This window comes from Plantactinospora sp. CNZ320 (assembly GCF_002846275.1).
Genome location: NZ_PJMP01000001.1, coordinates 843521 through 861767, shown reverse-complemented (window position 1 = coordinate 861767; position 18247 = coordinate 843521). Strand labels below are relative to the sequence as shown.

The 18247-nt window shown below is 71.5% G+C and carries 13 protein-coding genes; 4 read left to right on the top strand and 9 right to left on the bottom strand.

The window, feature by feature from the left end:
• Positions 1-82: 82 nt before the first annotated feature.
• Positions 83-1777: a cellulose-binding domain-containing protein gene (locus CLT71_RS03615; RefSeq protein WP_486483031.1), complete on the bottom strand. Its 1695-nt coding sequence runs from the start codon at positions 1775-1777 to the stop codon at positions 83-85.
• A gap of 539 nt (positions 1778-2316) precedes the next feature.
• Between CLT71_RS03615 and CLT71_RS03610 the strand changes: the two genes are divergently transcribed.
• The gene (locus tag CLT71_RS03610) at positions 2317-3396 is read left to right on the top strand and encodes a Rossmann-fold NAD(P)-binding domain-containing protein (RefSeq protein WP_486483030.1); all 1080 of its coding nucleotides are present in this window, start codon (positions 2317-2319) and stop codon (positions 3394-3396) included.
• Positions 3397-3549: 153 nt separating this feature from the next.
• On the opposite strand, the gene CLT71_RS03605 is transcribed toward CLT71_RS03610, so the two are convergent.
• A complete protein-coding gene (locus CLT71_RS03605; RefSeq protein ID WP_101365839.1) occupies positions 3550-5313 on the bottom strand; it encodes a glycoside hydrolase domain-containing protein in 1764 nt (587 codons plus the stop codon).
• Positions 5314-5630: 317 nt separating this feature from the next.
• Here CLT71_RS03605 and CLT71_RS03600 point away from each other — a divergent pair, with 317 nt between their 5' ends.
• Entirely contained in the window at positions 5631-6704 is a 1074-nt protein-coding gene (locus CLT71_RS03600; RefSeq protein ID WP_101365838.1) for a hypothetical protein, read from the top strand.
• Between the two features lie 91 nt (positions 6705-6795).
• Here the strand turns inward: CLT71_RS03600 and erm are convergent, their stop codons facing one another.
• Positions 6796-7584 (bottom strand): ErmE/ErmH/ErmO/ErmR family 23S rRNA (adenine(2058)-N(6))-methyltransferase, encoded by a 789-nt coding sequence (gene erm / locus CLT71_RS03595; protein ID WP_486483029.1) that lies wholly within the window; start codon positions 7582-7584, stop codon positions 6796-6798.
• A gap of 957 nt (positions 7585-8541) precedes the next feature.
• Between erm and CLT71_RS03590 the strand changes: the two genes are divergently transcribed.
• The gene (locus CLT71_RS03590) at positions 8542-8913 is read left to right on the top strand and encodes an FKBP-type peptidyl-prolyl cis-trans isomerase (protein WP_101365836.1); all 372 of its coding nucleotides are present in this window, start codon (positions 8542-8544) and stop codon (positions 8911-8913) included.
• A 131-nt stretch (positions 8914-9044) separates the two neighbouring features.
• Here CLT71_RS03590 and CLT71_RS03585 read toward each other — a convergent pair whose 3' ends face one another.
• The 3 genes from CLT71_RS03585 to CLT71_RS03570 all read right to left on the bottom strand — a co-directional run bounded on the left by CLT71_RS03585 (position 9045) and on the right by CLT71_RS03570 (position 12419).
• On the bottom strand, positions 9045-10901 hold the full coding sequence (locus tag CLT71_RS03585) for a Xaa-Pro dipeptidyl-peptidase (protein ID WP_486483028.1): 1857 nt from the start codon (positions 10899-10901) through the stop codon (positions 9045-9047).
• A gap of 843 nt (positions 10902-11744) precedes the next feature.
• Positions 11745-12194 (bottom strand): hypothetical protein, encoded by a 450-nt coding sequence (locus CLT71_RS36890; RefSeq protein WP_158242166.1) that lies wholly within the window; start codon positions 12192-12194, stop codon positions 11745-11747.
• Between the two features lie 6 nt (positions 12195-12200).
• Positions 12201-12419, bottom strand: a complete 219-nt coding sequence (locus tag CLT71_RS03570; protein WP_143743358.1) for a hypothetical protein — start codon at positions 12417-12419, stop codon at positions 12201-12203.
• 401 nt (positions 12420-12820) lie between these two features.
• Between CLT71_RS03570 and CLT71_RS03565 the strand changes: the two genes are divergently transcribed.
• Positions 12821-14470, top strand: a complete 1650-nt coding sequence (locus CLT71_RS03565; protein WP_101365833.1) for an ABC-F family ATP-binding cassette domain-containing protein — start codon at positions 12821-12823, stop codon at positions 14468-14470.
• A 50-nt stretch (positions 14471-14520) separates the two neighbouring features.
• Here CLT71_RS03565 and CLT71_RS03560 read toward each other — a convergent pair whose 3' ends face one another.
• From CLT71_RS03560 to CLT71_RS03550, 3 genes are read right to left on the bottom strand one after another with little or no spacing between them, the layout of a single operon-like run.
• Entirely contained in the window at positions 14521-15393 is an 873-nt protein-coding gene (locus CLT71_RS03560; RefSeq protein WP_199187496.1) for an FHA domain-containing protein, read from the bottom strand.
• A gap of 4 nt (positions 15394-15397) precedes the next feature.
• Positions 15398-16690: a VWA domain-containing protein gene (locus CLT71_RS03555; protein WP_101365832.1), complete on the bottom strand. Its 1293-nt coding sequence runs from the start codon at positions 16688-16690 to the stop codon at positions 15398-15400.
• A complete protein-coding gene (locus tag CLT71_RS03550) occupies positions 16687-17487 on the bottom strand; it encodes a protein phosphatase 2C domain-containing protein (RefSeq protein WP_158242165.1) in 801 nt (266 codons plus the stop codon). The genes CLT71_RS03555 and CLT71_RS03550 overlap by 4 nt, the downstream gene beginning before the upstream one ends.
• Positions 17488-18247 lie beyond the last annotated feature (760 nt).

Below are 18247 nucleotides of genomic sequence, written 5' to 3'. Positions count from 1 at the left end.
GAGGGCGGGAGGGTGCCGGGTGATGCGGGCCGGGCCCGCGACGGAGGGATCCGCCGCGGGCCCGGAGCAGGGGCTGCCGTCGTCAGTTCGGGGCGTGCACCCCGGTGGCGTTCCAGTCCCTGGTGGCACCACGGACGTACATGGTCGACGACTGGTTGCCGGAGAAGTACTGCCGGATCGAACCGGCGAAGGGTGTGCTGGCGGCGTTGCGGCCGTACACGTCGGTGTAGATCGTTGTCGGGCCGCTGTTCTGCACCTGGAAGGTACCCGGCCGGAACTCCCGCAGGGTGCCCTTGAACGGCGAGCGCGGGTCGTCCCAGGCGAGGTTCTGCCCGGCCTGGCGGGCCTGGTTGCAGTAGTCGCCACCGGCGAGGTTCGTGTAGCACAGGTCCACGATCCGGCCCAGGTTGTTCGGCTTGGTCGGGTCGTAGTAGCGCGACGGGTTGACCACGTAGAACAGCGGCGCGAGCCGGAAGCTCAGCCCGGAACCCGTCACCTGGACGTCGGAGAACCAGAAGTCGTCCATGTCGGAGACGGTGAACGGCACCGGGTTGGGATAGAGCGGGTCGTTGTGGGTACGGCCCTCGCGGATCGCCTGCACGCAGCCCGGCTCGGTGATCAACCGGCCCAGCGAGCGGGTGTCCGACGGCGAGTCCGCCGGCACCGCCGGCGCGACGTTGATGAACGCCCCACCGAAGCCCGGGCACTCGCTGGGGCTGAATCCCCCGGCCCGCCCGAGCGGGATCATCGCGTTGTACCGGGCCTCGGTGACCTGGCCGCCGTTGCTCGCGGTGCAGCGCTGGTTGAAGAGCAGCTCGTGGACGTTGTTGCTGAACGCGTCCGGCGAGTGGGTGCCCTGGTGGAACTTGAGCAGGGTGTCGCAGGTCGCGATCGTGGTGCCCTGCGGCGGGAAGAAGCTGGTGCCGTTGTCGCCCTGGATCACGTTGACGTTGTTCACCGTCAGCACCTTGTGCCCGACGTGGTCCTCGTGCCGGTGGCTGTGCTCCGCCATGTTGTCCAGCATCACCTCGCTGGTGTAGCCGAAGGCGGGCCAGCCCACGGTGCTGTACAGGTCGGACGGGCGTGGGTCGTCACCGTGTTCGTGGCCAAAGTTGCAGCCACTGGAGTCCCGGGTCGGGTGCCAGGTCGGATAGACCTTCCCGTCGGGGCCGTACGTCCAGTAGCGGGCGTGGATCTCGACGGAGCACTCACCGGATCTCGGCAGGTACCCCTTCTCGTTGGCGGTGGCAATCAGCTCGTACGCCCGGCTCCGCTGGGCGCTCGCCGGCGGCAGCGCGGTACCCCAGGTCGGGTTGCCGGGCGGCGTCGTGCTCGGCGGTGTGGTGGGCGGCGAGGTCGGTCCGGTGGTCGGACCGGTGGTCGGACCGGTCGTGGGGTTCGGACCGGGTGCTCCGGTACAGGTGGTGCCGTTCACCGCGAAGCTGGTCGGCGCGGGGTTGCTGCCGCTCCACGACCCGTTGAACCCGAACGAGACGCTGGCTCCGGTGGCGATGCTGCCGTTGTAGGTGGCGTTGCGGACGGTGACCTGGCTACCGCTCTGTGACGCGGTGGCGTTCCAGGCCTGGGTGATCCGCTGGCCGGCGTCGTAGCTCCAGGTGAGCGTCCAGGAGCTGATCGGGTCACCGACGTTGCTGACTGTCACCGTCGCGGTGAAGCCGCCCTGCCACTGCGAGCCGATGGTGTAGGTGACGCCGCAGCCGGGGGCGGCGACCGCGGGCCCGGCGATGGTGACAGCCACGCCGCTGGCGGCGGCCACGGCTGCCACGGTCACGGCTGACCACAGCCGGGACCGGGGACGATGTAGGCGCATTGCAGGTCCTCCGAGCGATGGTGGGTGAATCGACGGGGAACGTCGACCCCGGCAGGCGGATTGCCGGACGGCGGAGACCGGGGCCCGCCCGCCGGGTGGCGAGCGCGAGCCGCACGCGACCACGGGTGGCCGGGCGGTACCCCGGCGGGGGATGCCGGCGTATCACCATCGATTGATTTCTATCTATGTTACTGGCCGGGTGGAGCCTGTCAACGCATACCTGGTCCGGTCGGACGTGGTCATCGACGCAGGTGAACGTGGTTCGCTCCGAACGGGTAGGCGGCCGGACCAGCCCGGGACGGCGGGCCGGCGCCGATGTCGGGTTCCGGATTGTCGTCCGCGCTCGACCTTCAGCTACGGAAGAGGTTCAGCCGGCGGGAGACGTTTAGCGGCGGCAGACGTTCAGCGCGCGGGAGACGTTTAGCGGCGGGTACAGCGGGAACGGCTCCAGCCATGAGCATCGAGCCGGACGGCGGGATGGACCGGTGACGTCGACACCGGGTGGCACCGGCTCCGGCCTGCGGGTGGTGGTGGTCGGGGCGACCGGCAACGTCGGGACCAGTGTGGTCGAGGTACTCGGCCGGGATCCGGCGGTCGGCACGATCGTCGGGGTGTCCCGTCGGCCACCCCGGTGGCGGCCCCCGAAGACCGAGTGGGTCGGGGCGGACATCGTCAAGGCCGACCTCGCCGAGATCTTCGACGGTGCCGACGTAGTGGTGCACCTCGCCTGGCTCTTCCAGCCCACGCACCGGCCGCTCACCACCTGGCGGGTCAATGTCGTCGGCGGGCGCCGGGTCTTCGCCGCGGCGGCCCGGGCCGGGGTACCCGCGCTGGTGTACGCCTCGTCGGTCGGCGCGTACTCGCCGGGGCCGAAGGACCGGCCGGTGGACGAGAGCTGGCCGACCGACGGCTGGCCGACCGCCGGGTACACCAGGGAGAAGGCGTACCTGGAACGTGCCCTCGACGCCTTCGAGCAGCGGCACCCGGGGATGCGGGTGGTGCGACTGCGCCCCGGCTTCATCTTCAAACGCGAATCCGCCAGCCAGCAGCGCCGGCTCTTCACCGGCCCGCTGCTGCCGGGTCGACTGGTCAGGCCGGGGACCGTACCCGTCCTCCCCGACCTGCCCGGCATGCGGTTCCAGGCCCTGCACACGGCCGACGCCGCCGAGGCGTACCGGCTGGCGGTGCTGCGCGACGTGCGCGGCGCGTTCAACGTGGCCGCCGAGCCGGTCGTCGACGGCCGACTGCTCGCCGACGTCCTGCGCGCCCGGCGGGTACGGCTGCCGGCCGGACCGGTCCGGGCCGCGCTGGCGCTGGCCTGGCACCTGCACCTGGTGCCGGCCTCCCCGCACCTGCTCGACGCGGTGCTCCGGGTGCCGATCATGGACATCAGCCGGGCCAGGAACGAACTCGGCTGGACACCGCGACACAGCGCCCGGGAGGCGATCGAGGAGTTCCTGCACGGCCTGCGGACCACCGGCGGGATGCCGACGGCACCGCTGACTCCCCGGCTCACCGGTGGCCGGCTCGCCGAGGCCGGCACCGGGGTGGGCGAGCGCCCCTGACCGGACCGGCCCGAACCGACCCCGTCGGAGCGGGACCTGGGAACCGGCACCGGTCAGGCCGGAGCGGCCTGGTGGAGGCACGCCCCGGCCCGACCGGCCGAACCCGGAGTCGCCGGTTCGCGGACCGAACCCCGGGTGATCCGGATTGCGGAATCAGAAACGGGTGACCCGGATCGCGTCGGCGATGATCTCCCCGGTGCCGCTGGTCCACCGGCTCACACCCACCCGGTCCCCGTCACCGGCGGCCAGCGTGAAGACGCCGAGTGACACCCACTGGCCTCCGGTGAGGCGCTGGTTCACCCGTACCGTCTGGTTGCCGCTGGGGGTGGCGACGATGAACGGGGTCGAGTCGTTGTAGCCGGGGTTGGCCGCGTACCAGACCGAGATCTCGTAACTGGCGGTCTGCGGCACGTTCACCCGGTACCAGGCGACGTCGCTGGCCAGCACCGGCTCGGCGAACCGGTAGTCGGCGCCGTACCGCTGGGCGGAGTAGCTTGACGTGCCCCAGTTGGCGCTCGCGGTGAACCGGCCGGCCGTACTGTTGTCGACGATGGTGCTCCAGACCGGCGGCTCGCCGCCGCCTCCGTCCACGGAGACGTCGAGGTAGTTGCGGTCGATTCGCATCTGCACCCCGCCCCAGGTCTCGTAGACGTCACCGGCGTACTGGTGCAGCCGTTGGTGGTTGGCGTAGTACTCCGCCGGGCAGTACGGGCCGGCGTCGACGTTCGCCACGTTGTTCCACCAGGCGAACCAGAGATGGTCCACCCGGGTGTAGGCCGGGTCGTTGTACGCGCCGCACAGGTCCGTGACCCCGGACGAGCCGCTGGAGTACATCCCCGACAGGTAGCCGAGCGTGTGCAGCCGTTCCGTCCAGCCGGAGAGGTACGACAGCACGGCCGCCCTGCACGACGCGCTCGACGGATAGTGCTCCATGTCGTTGTAGATGGTGCTGCCGGCGAGGATGCCGAGCGCCTTTGCGGCGTTCACCGCGATGGTCGCCCGGCTGGCGCCCTGGGATCGCGCCGTGGCCGGGTCGGCGGACATCTTCGGCGCCCGGGTGCCGCAGGGAGCCTGGTAGTCGAGTTCGATGGGGATCAGCCGCCAGCCGTTGTTGGTCTGGTTGGTCACCCAGGTGGCGGTCAGGTTGGGTTGCGCGCACGAGCGGCTGGCCCCGCTGATGTAGATCCCGACGGCCCGGTACGGCGAGTTGGCGCGCCAGGTGTTCATCGTGGACTGGGACGGGGCGGTGCAGGTGTCGAAACCCCGGCCGAGGAAGGTGCCGGGCTGCGGACCGGCCGCCGCCAGCGGGGCGACCGGGGCGTCGGACTCGGCCAACGCCCCGGGGGCGGACTGCGACCCTCCAGCGGCGGACTGCGCCTCGAGGGCGGACGCCCCCGCCAGCGGTACCGCCTTCGGGTCGAGGGTGGCCGTGGCGAGGATCCGTCGGACGAGGCTCTCGGTCGACGGGGTGTGCGCGGCCGTGACGAGTACACCCGCGTCCCGGACCGCGACCTGGAACTCGTCGTTGCGGGACGGCGGTGCGGCCACGGTCGCGGCGCCGGGCACGGTGGTGGCGGCAGCGGTCGGCAGCCGCTCCGCCGAGGCTGCGTCGATCGGTTCGAGCAGCAGCCCGGCGGTCCGCCCGGAGAGTCCGGCGGGGCACTCCGCCTGGTCACCGGGGTGACCGAGGTAGACGGCGGGGCGGTCGAACCGGACGCAGGCGTGCGGTCGGGCGGTCAGGTCGACGACCTGCCAGCTCTGCGGCACCGTGACCCGGTAGCCCTGGTAACTCACCGTCCGGCTGCCCTCCGGCGTGACCGAATCTTCGGCGAGGCCGGCCCGGGCCGGCAGGACCGCCATCGTCGAGCCGGCGACCACGGCGGCGAGGCCGGTCAGGCCCGCCACGGTTCTCTTCATCCGAGCCTCCTGGAGGAATCTTTACCCGCAGCCGCATCGATTGAAGAATTCCTACCAGATATCGACGCCAGCCGCTAGGCTCAGTCCTCCGCGTCGGCACACCGTGGGTTGGGTGGGCACACCGTGGGTCAGGTCGGCACAGCGCCGGTTGGTTGGACGGTGGCTGACGCACTGCACGGCATCGTCCGCGCCGACATCGTCGGCGCCACGGCAGAAGCGCGGAACTGTCCCCTAAGGACGGTGCGGTCGCGGTAGAGTCGCCGCCACCACCGGTCCCACCGGTACCCCGGATGCCCGCCCACCGGACAGGAGTTCGCATGGCCACCGTCGCACGTCGGTCGACCCGGACGGCCGCTACCCTCATCACCGCCGTCGCGTTGGTCGCGGTCCCGACCGCCGACGCGGCGGCGCGCGACGGCGACAGCCGGGGCGCGCCCGGTCACGCCCAGGTCGCGGCCAGCACCAACGCCGTGGCGGCCGAACGGGTGCTGCGGGTCTACAACAACAACATCGAGAACCTCGTCATGAACAACGCCGACGGAACCTGCACCCGGATCTCCGGCCCGGACCATCTCACCTCGATGCTCGTCGACGACAACGGCCGGACGGGCACCGCCGGTGTGGCCGCCCCGGACCTGCTCATCGTGCAGCAGGTCCGGGGCACCGGGCAGGCCGAGGCATACGCCGACCAGCTCTCGGCGAAGTTCGGCTACCCGGCGGGCACCTACCGGGCGATCGTGGCCTGGAGCGACCCGGAGCCGTGGGGCAGCAGCCACAAGTGCAGCTCCCAGTCGCTCGGTGACCTGAAGAAGAAGCAGACCAACGGCATCCTCTACAACACCAGGACCCTCAGCCTCGCCTCCGGGGACATCTCGAAATACTGGAGTGCCGGCTGGTTGCGCCCCGGGACGGCGTACGCCGGTGGTGCCGGGTGCACGCTCTACAAGCCGCCGAACAGCGACCCGGACAGCACCGACTACTACAAGTGGAAGCGGACCAGCGCCATCGCGGCGAGGTTCACCATCAAGGCCACCGGCACCACGGTATGGGCCGCCACCATGCACCTGCCGCAGGAGAACCGGCAGCACGCCTGCGCCGGGGACGGTTACACCGGCATCGGCGGAACGGGAATCCACATCGGAGCGGACGCCACCAGCCTGATGAACGCCTCGACGATCCGGGTGGTCGGCATCGACGCGAACCGTACCGGCATCCCGGCGTCGACGTTGAGCGCGTACGGGATGACCGGCTACGGTTCGAGGGTCACCATGAACTCCAGCAAGATCGACTATCTCTTCATCAGGGGTACCGTGCAGCCGTCGGCCGTAGACCACACCGTCGCCAGCACCAAGTCCGACCACCTGGCCCTGTACGGCTTCATCACCTACTGACCAACCGTCTTCAGCACTGCCGCGCGGGCGCTGCCGGCTCGACCAGCCGGCAGCGCCGCGTCGACGACGGTACGTCGGACCGCCCGTCAGCTCACCGCCGATTCGAGTGGATCGCCTGGAACAACGCGATCCACTGCTCCGGCCAGAGGTAGCCGACCAGGATGTCGGCCGGTACTCGGTTGGCGCGCAGCGCGGCGTCGACCCGGCGGGCCGGGTAGGCACGGTGCAACGAGGCCCGAAGCGAGCCACCCACCCCGCCGAAGCCGAGCGCGACGAACCGCTCGTAGTCGGCGAGTTGACGTCCCGGCAGCAGATCCACCGCCCGTCGCTCCAGGCGCAGGATGCCGGAGTCCACCCGGGGCATCGGCCGGAACCGCTCCCGGGGGATCCGGCCGGCCAGCCGCCAGTTTATCCACGGCCACGTCTGCACGGTACGCAGCGTCCACCGACCGTAGTCGCCGCAACGCTTCCGGGCGTACTCCAGTTGGGTGACGAGGGTGGCGGTGGTCAACCGTGGAGCGTCCAGGCACCAGTCGACGATCCGGCTGGTCGAGGCGTACGGGATGTTGCCGACCACCGCGAACGGCTCGGTGGGTGGCTCGGCAGCGACGAAGTCGCCGTGTACGAGCCGGAGTCCGGGTTCGGAGCGGAACTCCTCGCCGAGCCGGGCGACAAGCGTCGGGTCGATCTCGTACGCGACGACCCGGCGGCACCGCCGGACCAGTTCCCTGGTCAGCGCTCCCTGCCCGGCGCCGACCTCCAGGATCAGTCCGGTCGGGTCCGGGCGGGCCGAGGCGATGATCTGCGCGATGGTCCGCTCGTCCCGGAGGAAGTTCTGCCCGAGCACCCGGCGTGACCGGTCCTGCCCGGTACGCGGCACCGATGGCCGGGCGGGCCGGCCGGCGTCCGGTTGCCGGCGGACCGGCGGGGTCGTCCGGCGGGCATTCGGACGGTTCTCTCGATTCGGATGGTGATGCGGCACAGCCGTGTCCTCCCGCCCGGATGGTCCGGGCCGGTTTGTGGGCAGGCGGGCACGACGGCCACGACCTGTCCCGGAAGCGATCAGGACTCGGATGACCCTGGACGTGCGAGGATGCCGGCGGCCCGCGTCCACGCGTCGTCGCCGCGAACCGCGTCGCGGCCACGAACAGCGCCACATCACGCCACAGACGCGGCAGACGCCACAGACGCCACAGCCACGAACTGCGGTCACGACACACGTCGCCGCGAACCGCGCCCGTCAGCCGCGAACCGCGGTCGTCAACAGCCGCGAACCGTGCTCACATCACGTCACGGACGCGAAGGAAGTCGCGTGCCAGCACAGGAGGCGGGTACGACCTCACGTGCCGTTTCATGGCCGCGACCGGCATCGCGTGCCGTCGGATGCCGCGAACGGCGTCACGGCTGCGACGAACGGAACCGGCGTCGCAGGATGACTGCGGGCGGTGGCGGAACGACGCGGCGGGCCGCCGGAAGGACGGACTGGCGTTCGGCCGCGCCGCCTCAGCGGCGTCGGCGAACGTTGCCAGGTGCTCCCGCGCTCAGCCGACCAGGGCGGAGCGGTCGGCCCGGAGGCGGATCAGGAGCTGGGGCGCCCAGTCGGCGGTGCACATCCCGGTCAGGGAGCCGCGGATCAGGGCGTGGAAGGTGCCAGACACCCGACCACCCTAGCTCAGTAACCGGCGAGTACCGCAACCGGTTTTCTCATCCTCGCCCACGCCCGTCCGGACCCTCCGGTCGAGCCAGGACCGCCCGGCTGCTTCCCGCTGCGCCGCAGGCGGGGGCCGATCCGGCGGGGGAAGTGATCACGATCCCCGGCCGGCGTTAAGGTACCCGGATGGAAAAGCCCACCGTTGGTCTGGTCGACGGTCCGCCGCCGCCAGACCTTGTCATCGAGGACATCACGATCGGCACGGGCCAGGAGGTCCAGCCTGGCCAATGGGCCGTGGTGCACTACGTCGGGGTCTCGTTCGACACCGGCGACGAGTTCGACTCATCGTGGAACCGCGGCTCGCCGTTCAGCTTCCCCGTCGGTGGCGGCAAGGTCATCGAGGGCTGGGACCGGGGCGTACTCGGGATGCGGGTCGGCGGCCGGCGCAAGCTGGTGATCCCGCCGCAGCTCGGCTACGGCAACCAGGGCGTCGGCAACCGGATCAAGCCGGGTGCCACCCTCGTCTTCGTGGTCGACCTGGTGGACGTCAAGTTCTGACCTGCCGGTCCTGACCTGCCTCGACCCGTCGGGGTTCACCGCTCCGGCCGACGGGCCCGGACGCCGACGGCAGGGCCCCGGGCGCCGTCGGCGCCCGGGGCCCGTGACCGGTTCGGACCGGTCCTGTCCGGTCAGAAGCCGAGGCCGCTCCGGCCGCCCACCACCGGCAGGGTCAGGGTGCTCGCCGCCGGCAGCACCGTCAGCCGGGTACCGGGCAGCGGCAGCAGCGTGTAGTCCTGGTCACTGGAGAAGATCACCAGACCGAGCCGGTGCCCCGAGCGGAACACGTAGTCCTTGGGCTCCATCGTCCAGCGGTAGTCGGCCAGGCGCCCCGGCCGCAACGGCCGGCCGTGTGCCTCGCTGGTGCGGTTCTGCGGGTCCAGCCAACCCCGGCTGACCACCACAGGTGCGTCGGTCGAGCCGGCCGGGCCGTAGTCGACGAGGTAGCCGGTCAGGTTCGCGGCCGTCCGGTTGTCGACGGAGAGCCGTACCCGAAGCTCCGGCCGCCCGGAGATCCGGACGTCCCGCCCGAGGGCCGGAGAGGTGTAGACGAGCCGGTTCGGGTTGGCGCTGTCCGGTCCCGAGACGAGTTCGGTCGGGGTGAGGGTTCGCCCGGAGTCGACCATGCTCTGCACGGTCCGGCCCCGCCCACCGTGCCCGACCAGGAGGCGACCCGGCGCGCTCGGGTCACTCGCCGAGAGCCGCATCGACACCTCGCGGGCGGCCGGGTCCGGCCAGTCCCGGTACGTGGCGTAGACCCGGTCCTCCCGCTGCACCACCGCCCTCGGCTCGGCCATGATGTCGTTGTCGACGCCCCACAGCCAGTAGTCGAACCAACGGTTCTCGGTCTGCTTGTAGGTCCACGTCCGCCCGTCCGGCAGCGTGACGGTGGCAGCGCTGCCCGGCCCGCCGTGCCCGCCCTGGTGCAGCCAGAGCTTACGCGGCACGCCGTACCGGTCGAGCCGCTCCCACCAGTCGGCGAACTGCCCGGTCTTCACGTTCCAGTCGTTGAGCCCGTGTACGACGAAGACGCTGGCCCGGACCTTGCGTGCCCCGGGAAGGTAGTCCCGCTCCGCCCAGAACCTGGTGTAGTCGCCGGTGACCCGGTCCTGTTCCTCGGTGATCTCGGCGATCTCGTCCGCACAGGTGCCCTCGGAACGGGCCCGCCCGGCGGTGTACATGGTGAGGATGTCGGCGTCCTCGCCCTGGTATCCACCGGGTGCCACCACCAAGCCGTTGGCCCGGTAGTAGTCGTACCAGTTGCTGATCGCGGCGACCGGGACGATGGTCCTGAGCCCCTCGACGCCGGTCGTCGCCACCATGTTCGGCAGGGTCCCGTTGTAGGAGACACCGGTCATCCCGACCGCACCGGTGGTCCACCCGGCCCGTACCGGTGCGCCGCTGGCGTCGTACGCCCTGGCCCGTCCGTTGAGCCAGTCGATTATCGCCTTGGTGCCGAGCGTCTCGGCCGAGTCGCCGGTGGTCGGGCAGCCGTCGGAGTCGCCGGTGCCGACGCTCTGCCCGAGCACCACCGCGTAGCCACGCGGCACGTAGTAGTCGTCGAGCTGGCCGGGCAGGTTCGCTTTGGCCCGCAGCACGGCCGGTTGCTCCGCCCGACGCGCCGAGGCGCCGGTCGACGCGCTCTGCGGCAGCTCGTCGACGAGGACGCTCGGATAGGGTACGTCGCCCCAGGTGTCCTTCCGGTACGGCGAGTGCTCCAGGATCACCGGCACCCGCAGCCCGGCGGTGTCGGTCTCCCGAGGCCGGGAGATGTCCGCCACCACCCGGTCACGCCTGCCGTCGTGGTCGGTGTCGAGCGGGGTCTCGACCCATACCCGCTCCTCGATGGCGTCGGCGAGGGAGAAGACCGGTTGCGTCATGCCGTCCTGCACGACGATGCCTGGCGGCGGGGCAGCCGTGGCGGCGCGGGCCGGTACCGGTGCCGCGACCAGGGCCAGACCCACCGCGTACGCCCCGAGAATTCTCACGGGACCTGCTGATGGCATGGAGATGCTCCTCTCGACCGGTCCTCGTGCACCGGCGCCCGACGCCGCGCTGCCCGTCCCGGAGCGTTGTGGCGGCATCCGGGGCGGAGCGCTGTCCGCATCGGACGATGCGGCGCATACCGGGGTTGTCGGAATGGTCGGGGCGGGGTGTACCGAGAACGGCTGACTACGACGGAAAGGGATTGCCCGTGCTGGAACATTGACGACTTATCCTAGATAAGCCACCGGGGTACGTCGATTCGTCGAGGCCACCCCAACCCGTCGTGGCAGCAAGTCACACCGCCCCGGACTTGGCCAACGGCCTGACCGGGAGGTAGCTTGGCCGCCGACATCCTAAGAGTCGTACCGACGTGACCGTTGACGGGGCCGGGAGCGCGACGGTGGCGAGACTGTGGTTATTGGAGGCTGGGCCCCGGTGAGTGCCTACACGATTACGATTTCTCCGGACGACCGGACGCGGGCGACCACGACGCTGCGGGTGGAGGTTGCCGGCAACGCCACCAGGATCACCGAGTTGCTGGTACGGGCAGGTGAGGGCGGTGGGCTCACTCCCCCGGAGTTGCCCGCGGTCGACCTCGACCAGTTGCTCCGCGCCGTGATGCCGTCCGGCGCGGCGCCGACCGCCCCGCCCCCGCTGGTGTCGTCCGACTCCGAGACGAGCCCGTCGCTGTCGGCCTCCTTCCCGTCCCAGGGGTCCAGGGTGGAGTTGCCGGCGGACCCGGTCGTCGTCGAGCCGGTCCCGGCGGATGTTCCGGCGGAGGCCGCAACGGGATCGGTCGACGAGGGCGCACCGGCGCCGAGCGGAGATGTCGAGCCAGCCGCTGATCAGCGCGCGGCGGGCGCGAAGCGCGCCACCAGGAAGTCGGCAGCGACTCGGAGTACCGCCGCGAAGACCGCGTCGGCCCGGAATTCCACGGCGAAGGAGACTCCCGCCGGAGGGCGCGCGAGCAAGACCACGGCGCCCGCGAAGCGGACCGGCGCCGTCAAGGGCGCCCGCGCCGCCAGCAGCACCGGTACCGCGAAGCGCGGCGGCACAGCCAAGGCCACCACCGCCACCGCGAAGCGGACCCGCACCACCAAGTCCACCAGCACCATGAAGCCCACCAGCACCACCAAGTCCACCGGCACCGCCAAGCGGACCGGCACGACCAGGAATACCGGTACGGTCGCCCGGGTGGCCGGGGGCGCAGCGAAGGGCGCGACCGGAGGTCGTACCGGTGCGGCGCGCCGGGCCACCACCGGGTCCGCTTCGGTGGCCGCGACCAGGAGGGCCACCCCGACTCAAAAGCCGACCCCGGTCAGGAAGGCGAGCGCGGCCCCGAAGCCAACCTCGGCCCGGAAGGCGAGCGCGGCCAAGAAGGCAAGCACGGCCGGGAAGGCTTCGGCAGCCTCGGCCACGACGACCGCCACCAGGCGCGCGAGCGGGCGGGCGACGAAGAGCGCCCCGGACACCGCCAGCACCCGGACGACCGGCGGGCGGCGTGGCCAGAGCCCGGCCATCGCCGCCACCGCGACGGCCAGCCGTTCCTACCGGCGTTCCCCGGACGATCTCCCGCAGGTGTACCGCCAGGCCGGCACCGTCACTGCGGTGGCCGATCACTACGGGGTACCTCGACACACCGCACAGAGCTGGATCCGGACCTGGCGGCAGCGCCAGGAAAGGGCGTCGGCCTGATCGAGGTACCGGCAGACGGGTTCCCTGTCAGGTTTGCGGACCGGCAGAGCGGCTCGTATGATCGGTTCGTGCATTTGTACTTCCTGTGACGGCCGAGAAGGCCCCCCGCACTCGTTGAGGTATTCCGAGATTGCGGGCGGCCTCTCGTTCTCGCCTTATGGCCCGTCACCTGCGCACCGTCCGCCCGCCCTCGGGCCGCATGGTGTGTCACTTCCGAAGGACACAAATGCTTACCCGAACCAGTCCAGCGCGCCAGCGCGCGCAACTCGTGGCCTCCGACCTGTCTGTCATGCGGGGAGAAACGCTTGTTCTGAATCACGTCGATCTCATCGTGACTCCCACGTCGCGGGTTGCGATCGTGGGCGAGAACGGCCGTGGGAAGTCGACGCTGCTCCATGTGCTCGACGGCACGCTCGCGCCCGACAGCGGGGCGGTGCAGCTCGTCGGCACGCTCAGTATCGCCGAACAGGAGATGTCGGTCGATGATCACCGGACGGTCGGCCAGGCCGTCGCGGAGGCGATCGCCGAGCAGCTCGCAGCGCTGGCGTCACTCGACACGGCCGCGGTCGCACTGTCGACCGGAGAGCCCGGCGCCGATGAACGGTACGCAGCGGCTCTGGAGCACGCCGAGGCTCTCGATGCCTGGAACGCGGAGCGGCGCGTCCAGATCGCGCTTGAATCTCTGGATGCGGAAACAGATCCAACCCGTGCGCTCGCCGAACTTTCGGTAGGGCAGCGCTATCGGGTACGCCTGGCGTGCCTCCTGGGCTCCGACGATGATTTCCTGTTGCTGGACGAGCCCACGAACCACCTTGACCGCAACGGCCTGGAGTTCCTGACCACACAACTGAAAGCTCGCCATGGTGGCGTAGTCGTCGTCACACACGATCGCGCATTGTTGTCCGATTTCGCGGAGACGATCGTGGACCTCGACCCGACTCCCGACGATCGAGTGCGCGTGTACGGCAACGGCTACGCCGGTTACCGCGAGGGCCGCCTGGCCGAGCGTGAACGGTGGGAGCAGGAGTACGAACGCCAGCAAGCGGAACTCGCTCGGCTCCAGGACAGCCTGAGTGCGGCGCAGAACCGGCTCGTGTCCGGGTGGCGACCGGACAAGGGCACGAACAAGCACGGCCGGGCAACGCGGGCGGGTGGGCTCGTGCAGAGCGTGCACCGCCGGCAGGTACAACTCGAGGCCCACGCTGTGACGGTTCCTGAGCCGCCACAGCAGTTCCGGCTCCCCGAGCTGCCGACGCGAACCGGCGCAGCGCTGCTGGATGTGGAAGGCGTGAGCGTGGCCGGACGGTTGCCGCACCCGGTATCGTTCTCACTCTCGCACCGGGGTCGCCTCGTCGTGACCGGCCCGAACGGGGCCGGCAAGTCAACGCTGTTGAGCGCCGTCGCCGGCGAGCTGGAACCGACCACCGGCTCGGTACGCCGGCCGAAGAACGTCCGTCTCGGCTTCCTCCGGCAGGAGACGACACTACCGCTGCATCGCCGGGCAAGCGACGTCTTCGCGGCGCACGTCGACAGGCTCGTCGCCGCCAGGACGGTGCAACAGACAGAAACCCTGGGCCTGTCGCAGCTCGGGCTCCTGCGCGCCCGCGAGTCAAGCAAGCGGATCGGTGAGCTGTCGATGGGACAGCAACGTCGCCTGGACCTGGCCCTGGTGCTCGCGACGAAACCGCACGTGCTCCTTCTCGACGAGCCGACCAATCACCTGTCAATCGCTCTCGTCGACGAACTCACCGACGCCCTCGGGACCACCCAGGCCGCAGTCGTCCTCTCGACCCACGACCGACAGTTGCTCCGCGACGTCGGCGACTGGCCACCGTTGCGACTGAGCGCGGCGGCCGAGGGGGAGGCGCTGGTATGAGCAGGCCCTTCCCGGATGCATGCGCGCGCTGGGCCGGGTGATGCCGCTGGTCAGGGGTGGGCCCGGATCGTCAACCGGGTCCAGGCGCCGAGGTAGACGCGGTCGCCGTCACCGAGCGGGATCGGGGTGTTGGCCACGATCGGCGGTGTCGACGGATCGTTGAGATAGGTGCCGTTGGCGGATTCCAGGTCCACCACCGCCCAGCCGTCCGACTGTGGGATCAGCAGTGCGTGCAGGTGGGAGACCCCGGGATCCTCCGGCGGCCCGACCAGGTCGATGTCCGGGTGTACGCCCCGGGATCGGCTGCGGCGACCGATCAGCAACTGCCGCCGTTCCAGGGTGAACCGGCGGGGTACGACGAAGCGGGGAAAGGTCAGTTCTCCGGCGTCCGTACCGCCGAAGGACGCGACGAGTTCGAAGTATCCGGGGTCGGCGTCCACCACCAGATGCCAGGTGCTCCCCTGCCCGCGCACCGCTGTGCCGTCGCCGGTTTGGACCGGACGGGGCATCTCCGGATCGGCACCGGCCGGAACGCCGACCGCCGACGCGACGGCCGATGCGGCTGCCTCGGTCGAGGCGGGGACGACCGGCGGGGAGAGCAGGAAGTCGTAGCCGTCCTCCTCGCAGAACCGGCCCACCTGCGGAGCACCGCAGTCGGGGCACGTAACGGCCGGAGTGGACTGGCTGGCGGGTCCCGCCGCGCCGGCCACCGACCGTCCGCCATCCGCCGGCACCGCGCCGCCGGCCGGCGCCGGTACGCCGATCGCCGGTGCCACCGGTACGTCGAGTAGCGATGCCGGGCCCGAGCCTTCGGCGCCACCTGCTGCCGGGGCGGCGGAACCACGCGACATCGGTACGCCACAGACGTCGCAGTAGTCCATCGTGGACGACTCGTGCCCCCGGGAGCAGACGGCTGCCGTCACGGCCTCACCCCTGCTCCTTCTTCACCCGTACCGTCTTCACCGAACGTACGTCGGTCAACTCGGCATCCAGCGCGGCCACCTGCCGCCTGAGCCGTACCGTGCCGGTCGGCGCGTCGACGACCTCGACGACCCGGCCGAGCAGCATCGCCGTCTCGTCGTGTCCCGACTCGGCGGCCAACTGCACGGCCCGGCCCAGCCGGGCGGTCGCGGTCTCCACGTCGCCGGCCTCCCGAGCCCGCAGCCCCTCCTGGATCGCGGCGGCGAGTTCGGCCTGTCCGGTGTAGTGCGCCACCTGTGGGCTGATCCGGGTGGAGAGTGCGGTGTCGTCGGTCCACCTGGCCAGGATCAGCCGCTCGGTCAGCACCTGCCCGGCGCTGACCACGCTGACCCGGGCGGCCAGCACCTCCTCGCCGACCGCGTCGGGTTCGAGGGCGACGGAGAGGTGGTATTCGCGCGTCTCCGCTCCCCACGCGCCGGTCGGATAGTCTCCGATCCGCGCGCTGACCGCGCCACGGCGACCGGTCAGCTCCTCGACGTGCGGAAAGACCTGCTTGACCATGCGTACCGTCGCGCCGGCCGGACTCCAGATCCGCAGCGCGACGTCCGCCACCCGCTTGCCCATCGCGTTCGCCGTCATCGCCTGGAACGCGGCCGGCAGCTGTGCGGGATGTTCCAGCCCGTCGGCCGTGCCGAGCAGGGCCGAGGCGATGGCCCGCAGCTCGCTGGCCACCCAGCCGCTGCCGATGCCCCTGCTGTCGCAGACGAACCGCCCCTCGCAGGCGGCGAGCATCCGACGCAGGTCCTCGGGTTTCTCGTGCTCGTTGCGCCCGTCGGTGAGCAGGATCGCGTGCCGCACCTCGGCGGGATAGCTGGCGAACAGCCAGTTGGCCAGGTCCAGCCAGCGGCCGATCGCGGTGCCGCCGTCGGCCCGCAGCCCGGCCACCGCCGCCTTCGCCGCCGCCCTGGTGTGCACGTTCGCCGGCACCATCCCCGGCTGTACCGGGTAGACCATCCGGGCGACGGCGGTCCCGGAGACCACCGCGAAGGCCACACCGTCGCGCAGGGTGTCGATGGCTACCGCCGTGGCCCGTTTCGCCTCGGCGAGCTTCGTCGGCGGCATCGCCATCGAACCCGAGGTGTCGACCATGATCACCTGCGCCGCTGTCGGGGCGGTCGCCGGGTCGCGCAGATCCGGACCGGACGCGGTCACGGTCAGGATCGCGTCCACCACCTGACCACCGGCCGGCAGGTACTCGTTGTGGTCGACGTCGACGACGAACCGCGGTGCACCGCTCACCTGCCCGCCTCCCCCGTTCCCCCACCGGGCGGAAACGGCAGCACGGCTACCGCGATGTTGTCGTGCCCACCTGCCTCCGCCGCGAACCTGGTCAGGTCCCGGGCGATCGCGATCGGCGTGCCACCGCCCGGCCCCGGTACCCGGGCCGCCAACGCCCCCGCGTTCGGCAGGTAGTGCGAGAGGCCGTCCGAGCAGATCACCAGCCTGCCCGGCCGTCCCGGCTGGAAGGTCACCACCTGCGGGTCGGCGTCGTTGGAGTCCGCGCCCAGCCACCGGATCAACGCCTTGGATGTCGGGTCCTGTTCGGCACCGGGCGGCACCGGGCGGCCGGCCCGGATCTGGCCGACCACCGAATCGTCCACGGTCAGGCAGACCGCCTCGTGCACCGCGCCGTCCGGACCGAGCCAGTACGCCCGGCTGTCACCGATCCAGCCGACGGTGACCGAGCCGGCGGTGACGGCAGCGGCCACGAAGGTACAGCTCGGCGGCACCTGGCCGTCGTCGTGCACTGCGGTCGCCCGGGCAGCCACCGCTGCCGCCCGGCCGGCGGCCACCATGGCGTCGGGCGCGGCGGCACCGTTCCCGAGCGCGGAGAGCATCGCGGCCAGCCCCGCCTCGGCGGCCGCGTGGGCGGCGAGATCGGCCCGCAGCGAGGTGGAGACCCCGTCGCAGACCACCGCGGCGATGGTCGAGCCCAGCCGCCCGACCGTGACCGCGTCCTCGTTGCGTCTGCGTCGGGCCCGGTCGGTGACGGCGGCGACGACGCCCAGATCCAGGTCCGCGCGGTCGCGGCCCACGGACGATCGCCGTCCACAGTGGTCACAGTGGCCGGAGTTGCCGGCGGGCGGGGTGCCGCAGCTTGGACAGGGTTGGCCAACCGCACGTGACGAGAGCCAAGGGCTGGGTGGGATCACACCGGCGGCCGGCGGCACCATCAAACCGGGCGGAGCACCAGGCGGCAAGACCGCACCGGGCGGCAAGACCGCACCGGGCGGAGCACCGGGCGGTACGGGTGCCCGGGGCGGCGCGATGGCGCCGGTCGAGGACGCGGCGGCGGGCCAACCGGTCACCGGACCGGAGGATGTGGCCGGACCTCCCCATTCGGGTGACCCGGCAGGTGCGGCGGGGCCCGGCCAGCCGGACGGGGCGGTCCAGCCGGGCTGAGCGGGAGGACCCGCCCAGCCGGGCGGTGCGGCCGGAGGCGGGTAGCCAGGCTGGTTGCCCGCGCCGTCCGGTACCCCGGGATGGCCGGGCGCACCCCAGCCAGCCGCACCCGGTGGCGTGGCTACACCCCGCTGTCCCGGCTGACTCGGCGCGCCGGTCGGCCCGGCGAGCGCCTCCAGCCGGGACAGCGCGGTCGGTCCGGAAATGTCGGCCAGCCTCAGCAGCTCAGTGGACTCCGGCAACTCGACCGAACCGGAGGTCTCGGCCCAGCCGGAAGCGTCGCCCCCGCCCGAGGTCCCGTCCCCCGAACCGGAAGCACCAACCGAACCCGCAGCGTGCGCCGAGCCGGAAGCGTGCGCCGAGCCGGAAGCGCGGGCCGAACCAGAGGCCCGG

Coding starts and splice junctions, on each gene's coding strand:
- CLT71_RS03605 (WP_101365839.1), bottom strand. CDS start 5,313: ATGAAGAGAACCGTGGCGGGCCTGACCGGCCTCGCCGCCGTGGTCGCC.
- CLT71_RS03600 (WP_101365838.1), top strand. CDS start 5,631: ATGGCCACCGTCGCACGTCGGTCGACCCGGACGGCCGCTACCCTCATC.
- CLT71_RS03590 (WP_101365836.1), top strand. CDS start 8,542: ATGGAAAAGCCCACCGTTGGTCTGGTCGACGGTCCGCCGCCGCCAGAC.
- CLT71_RS03570 (WP_143743358.1), bottom strand. CDS start 12,419: ATGGCCGGGCTCTGGCCACGCCGCCCGCCGGTCGTCCGGGTGCTGGCG.
- CLT71_RS03565 (WP_101365833.1), top strand. CDS start 12,821: ATGCTTACCCGAACCAGTCCAGCGCGCCAGCGCGCGCAACTCGTGGCC.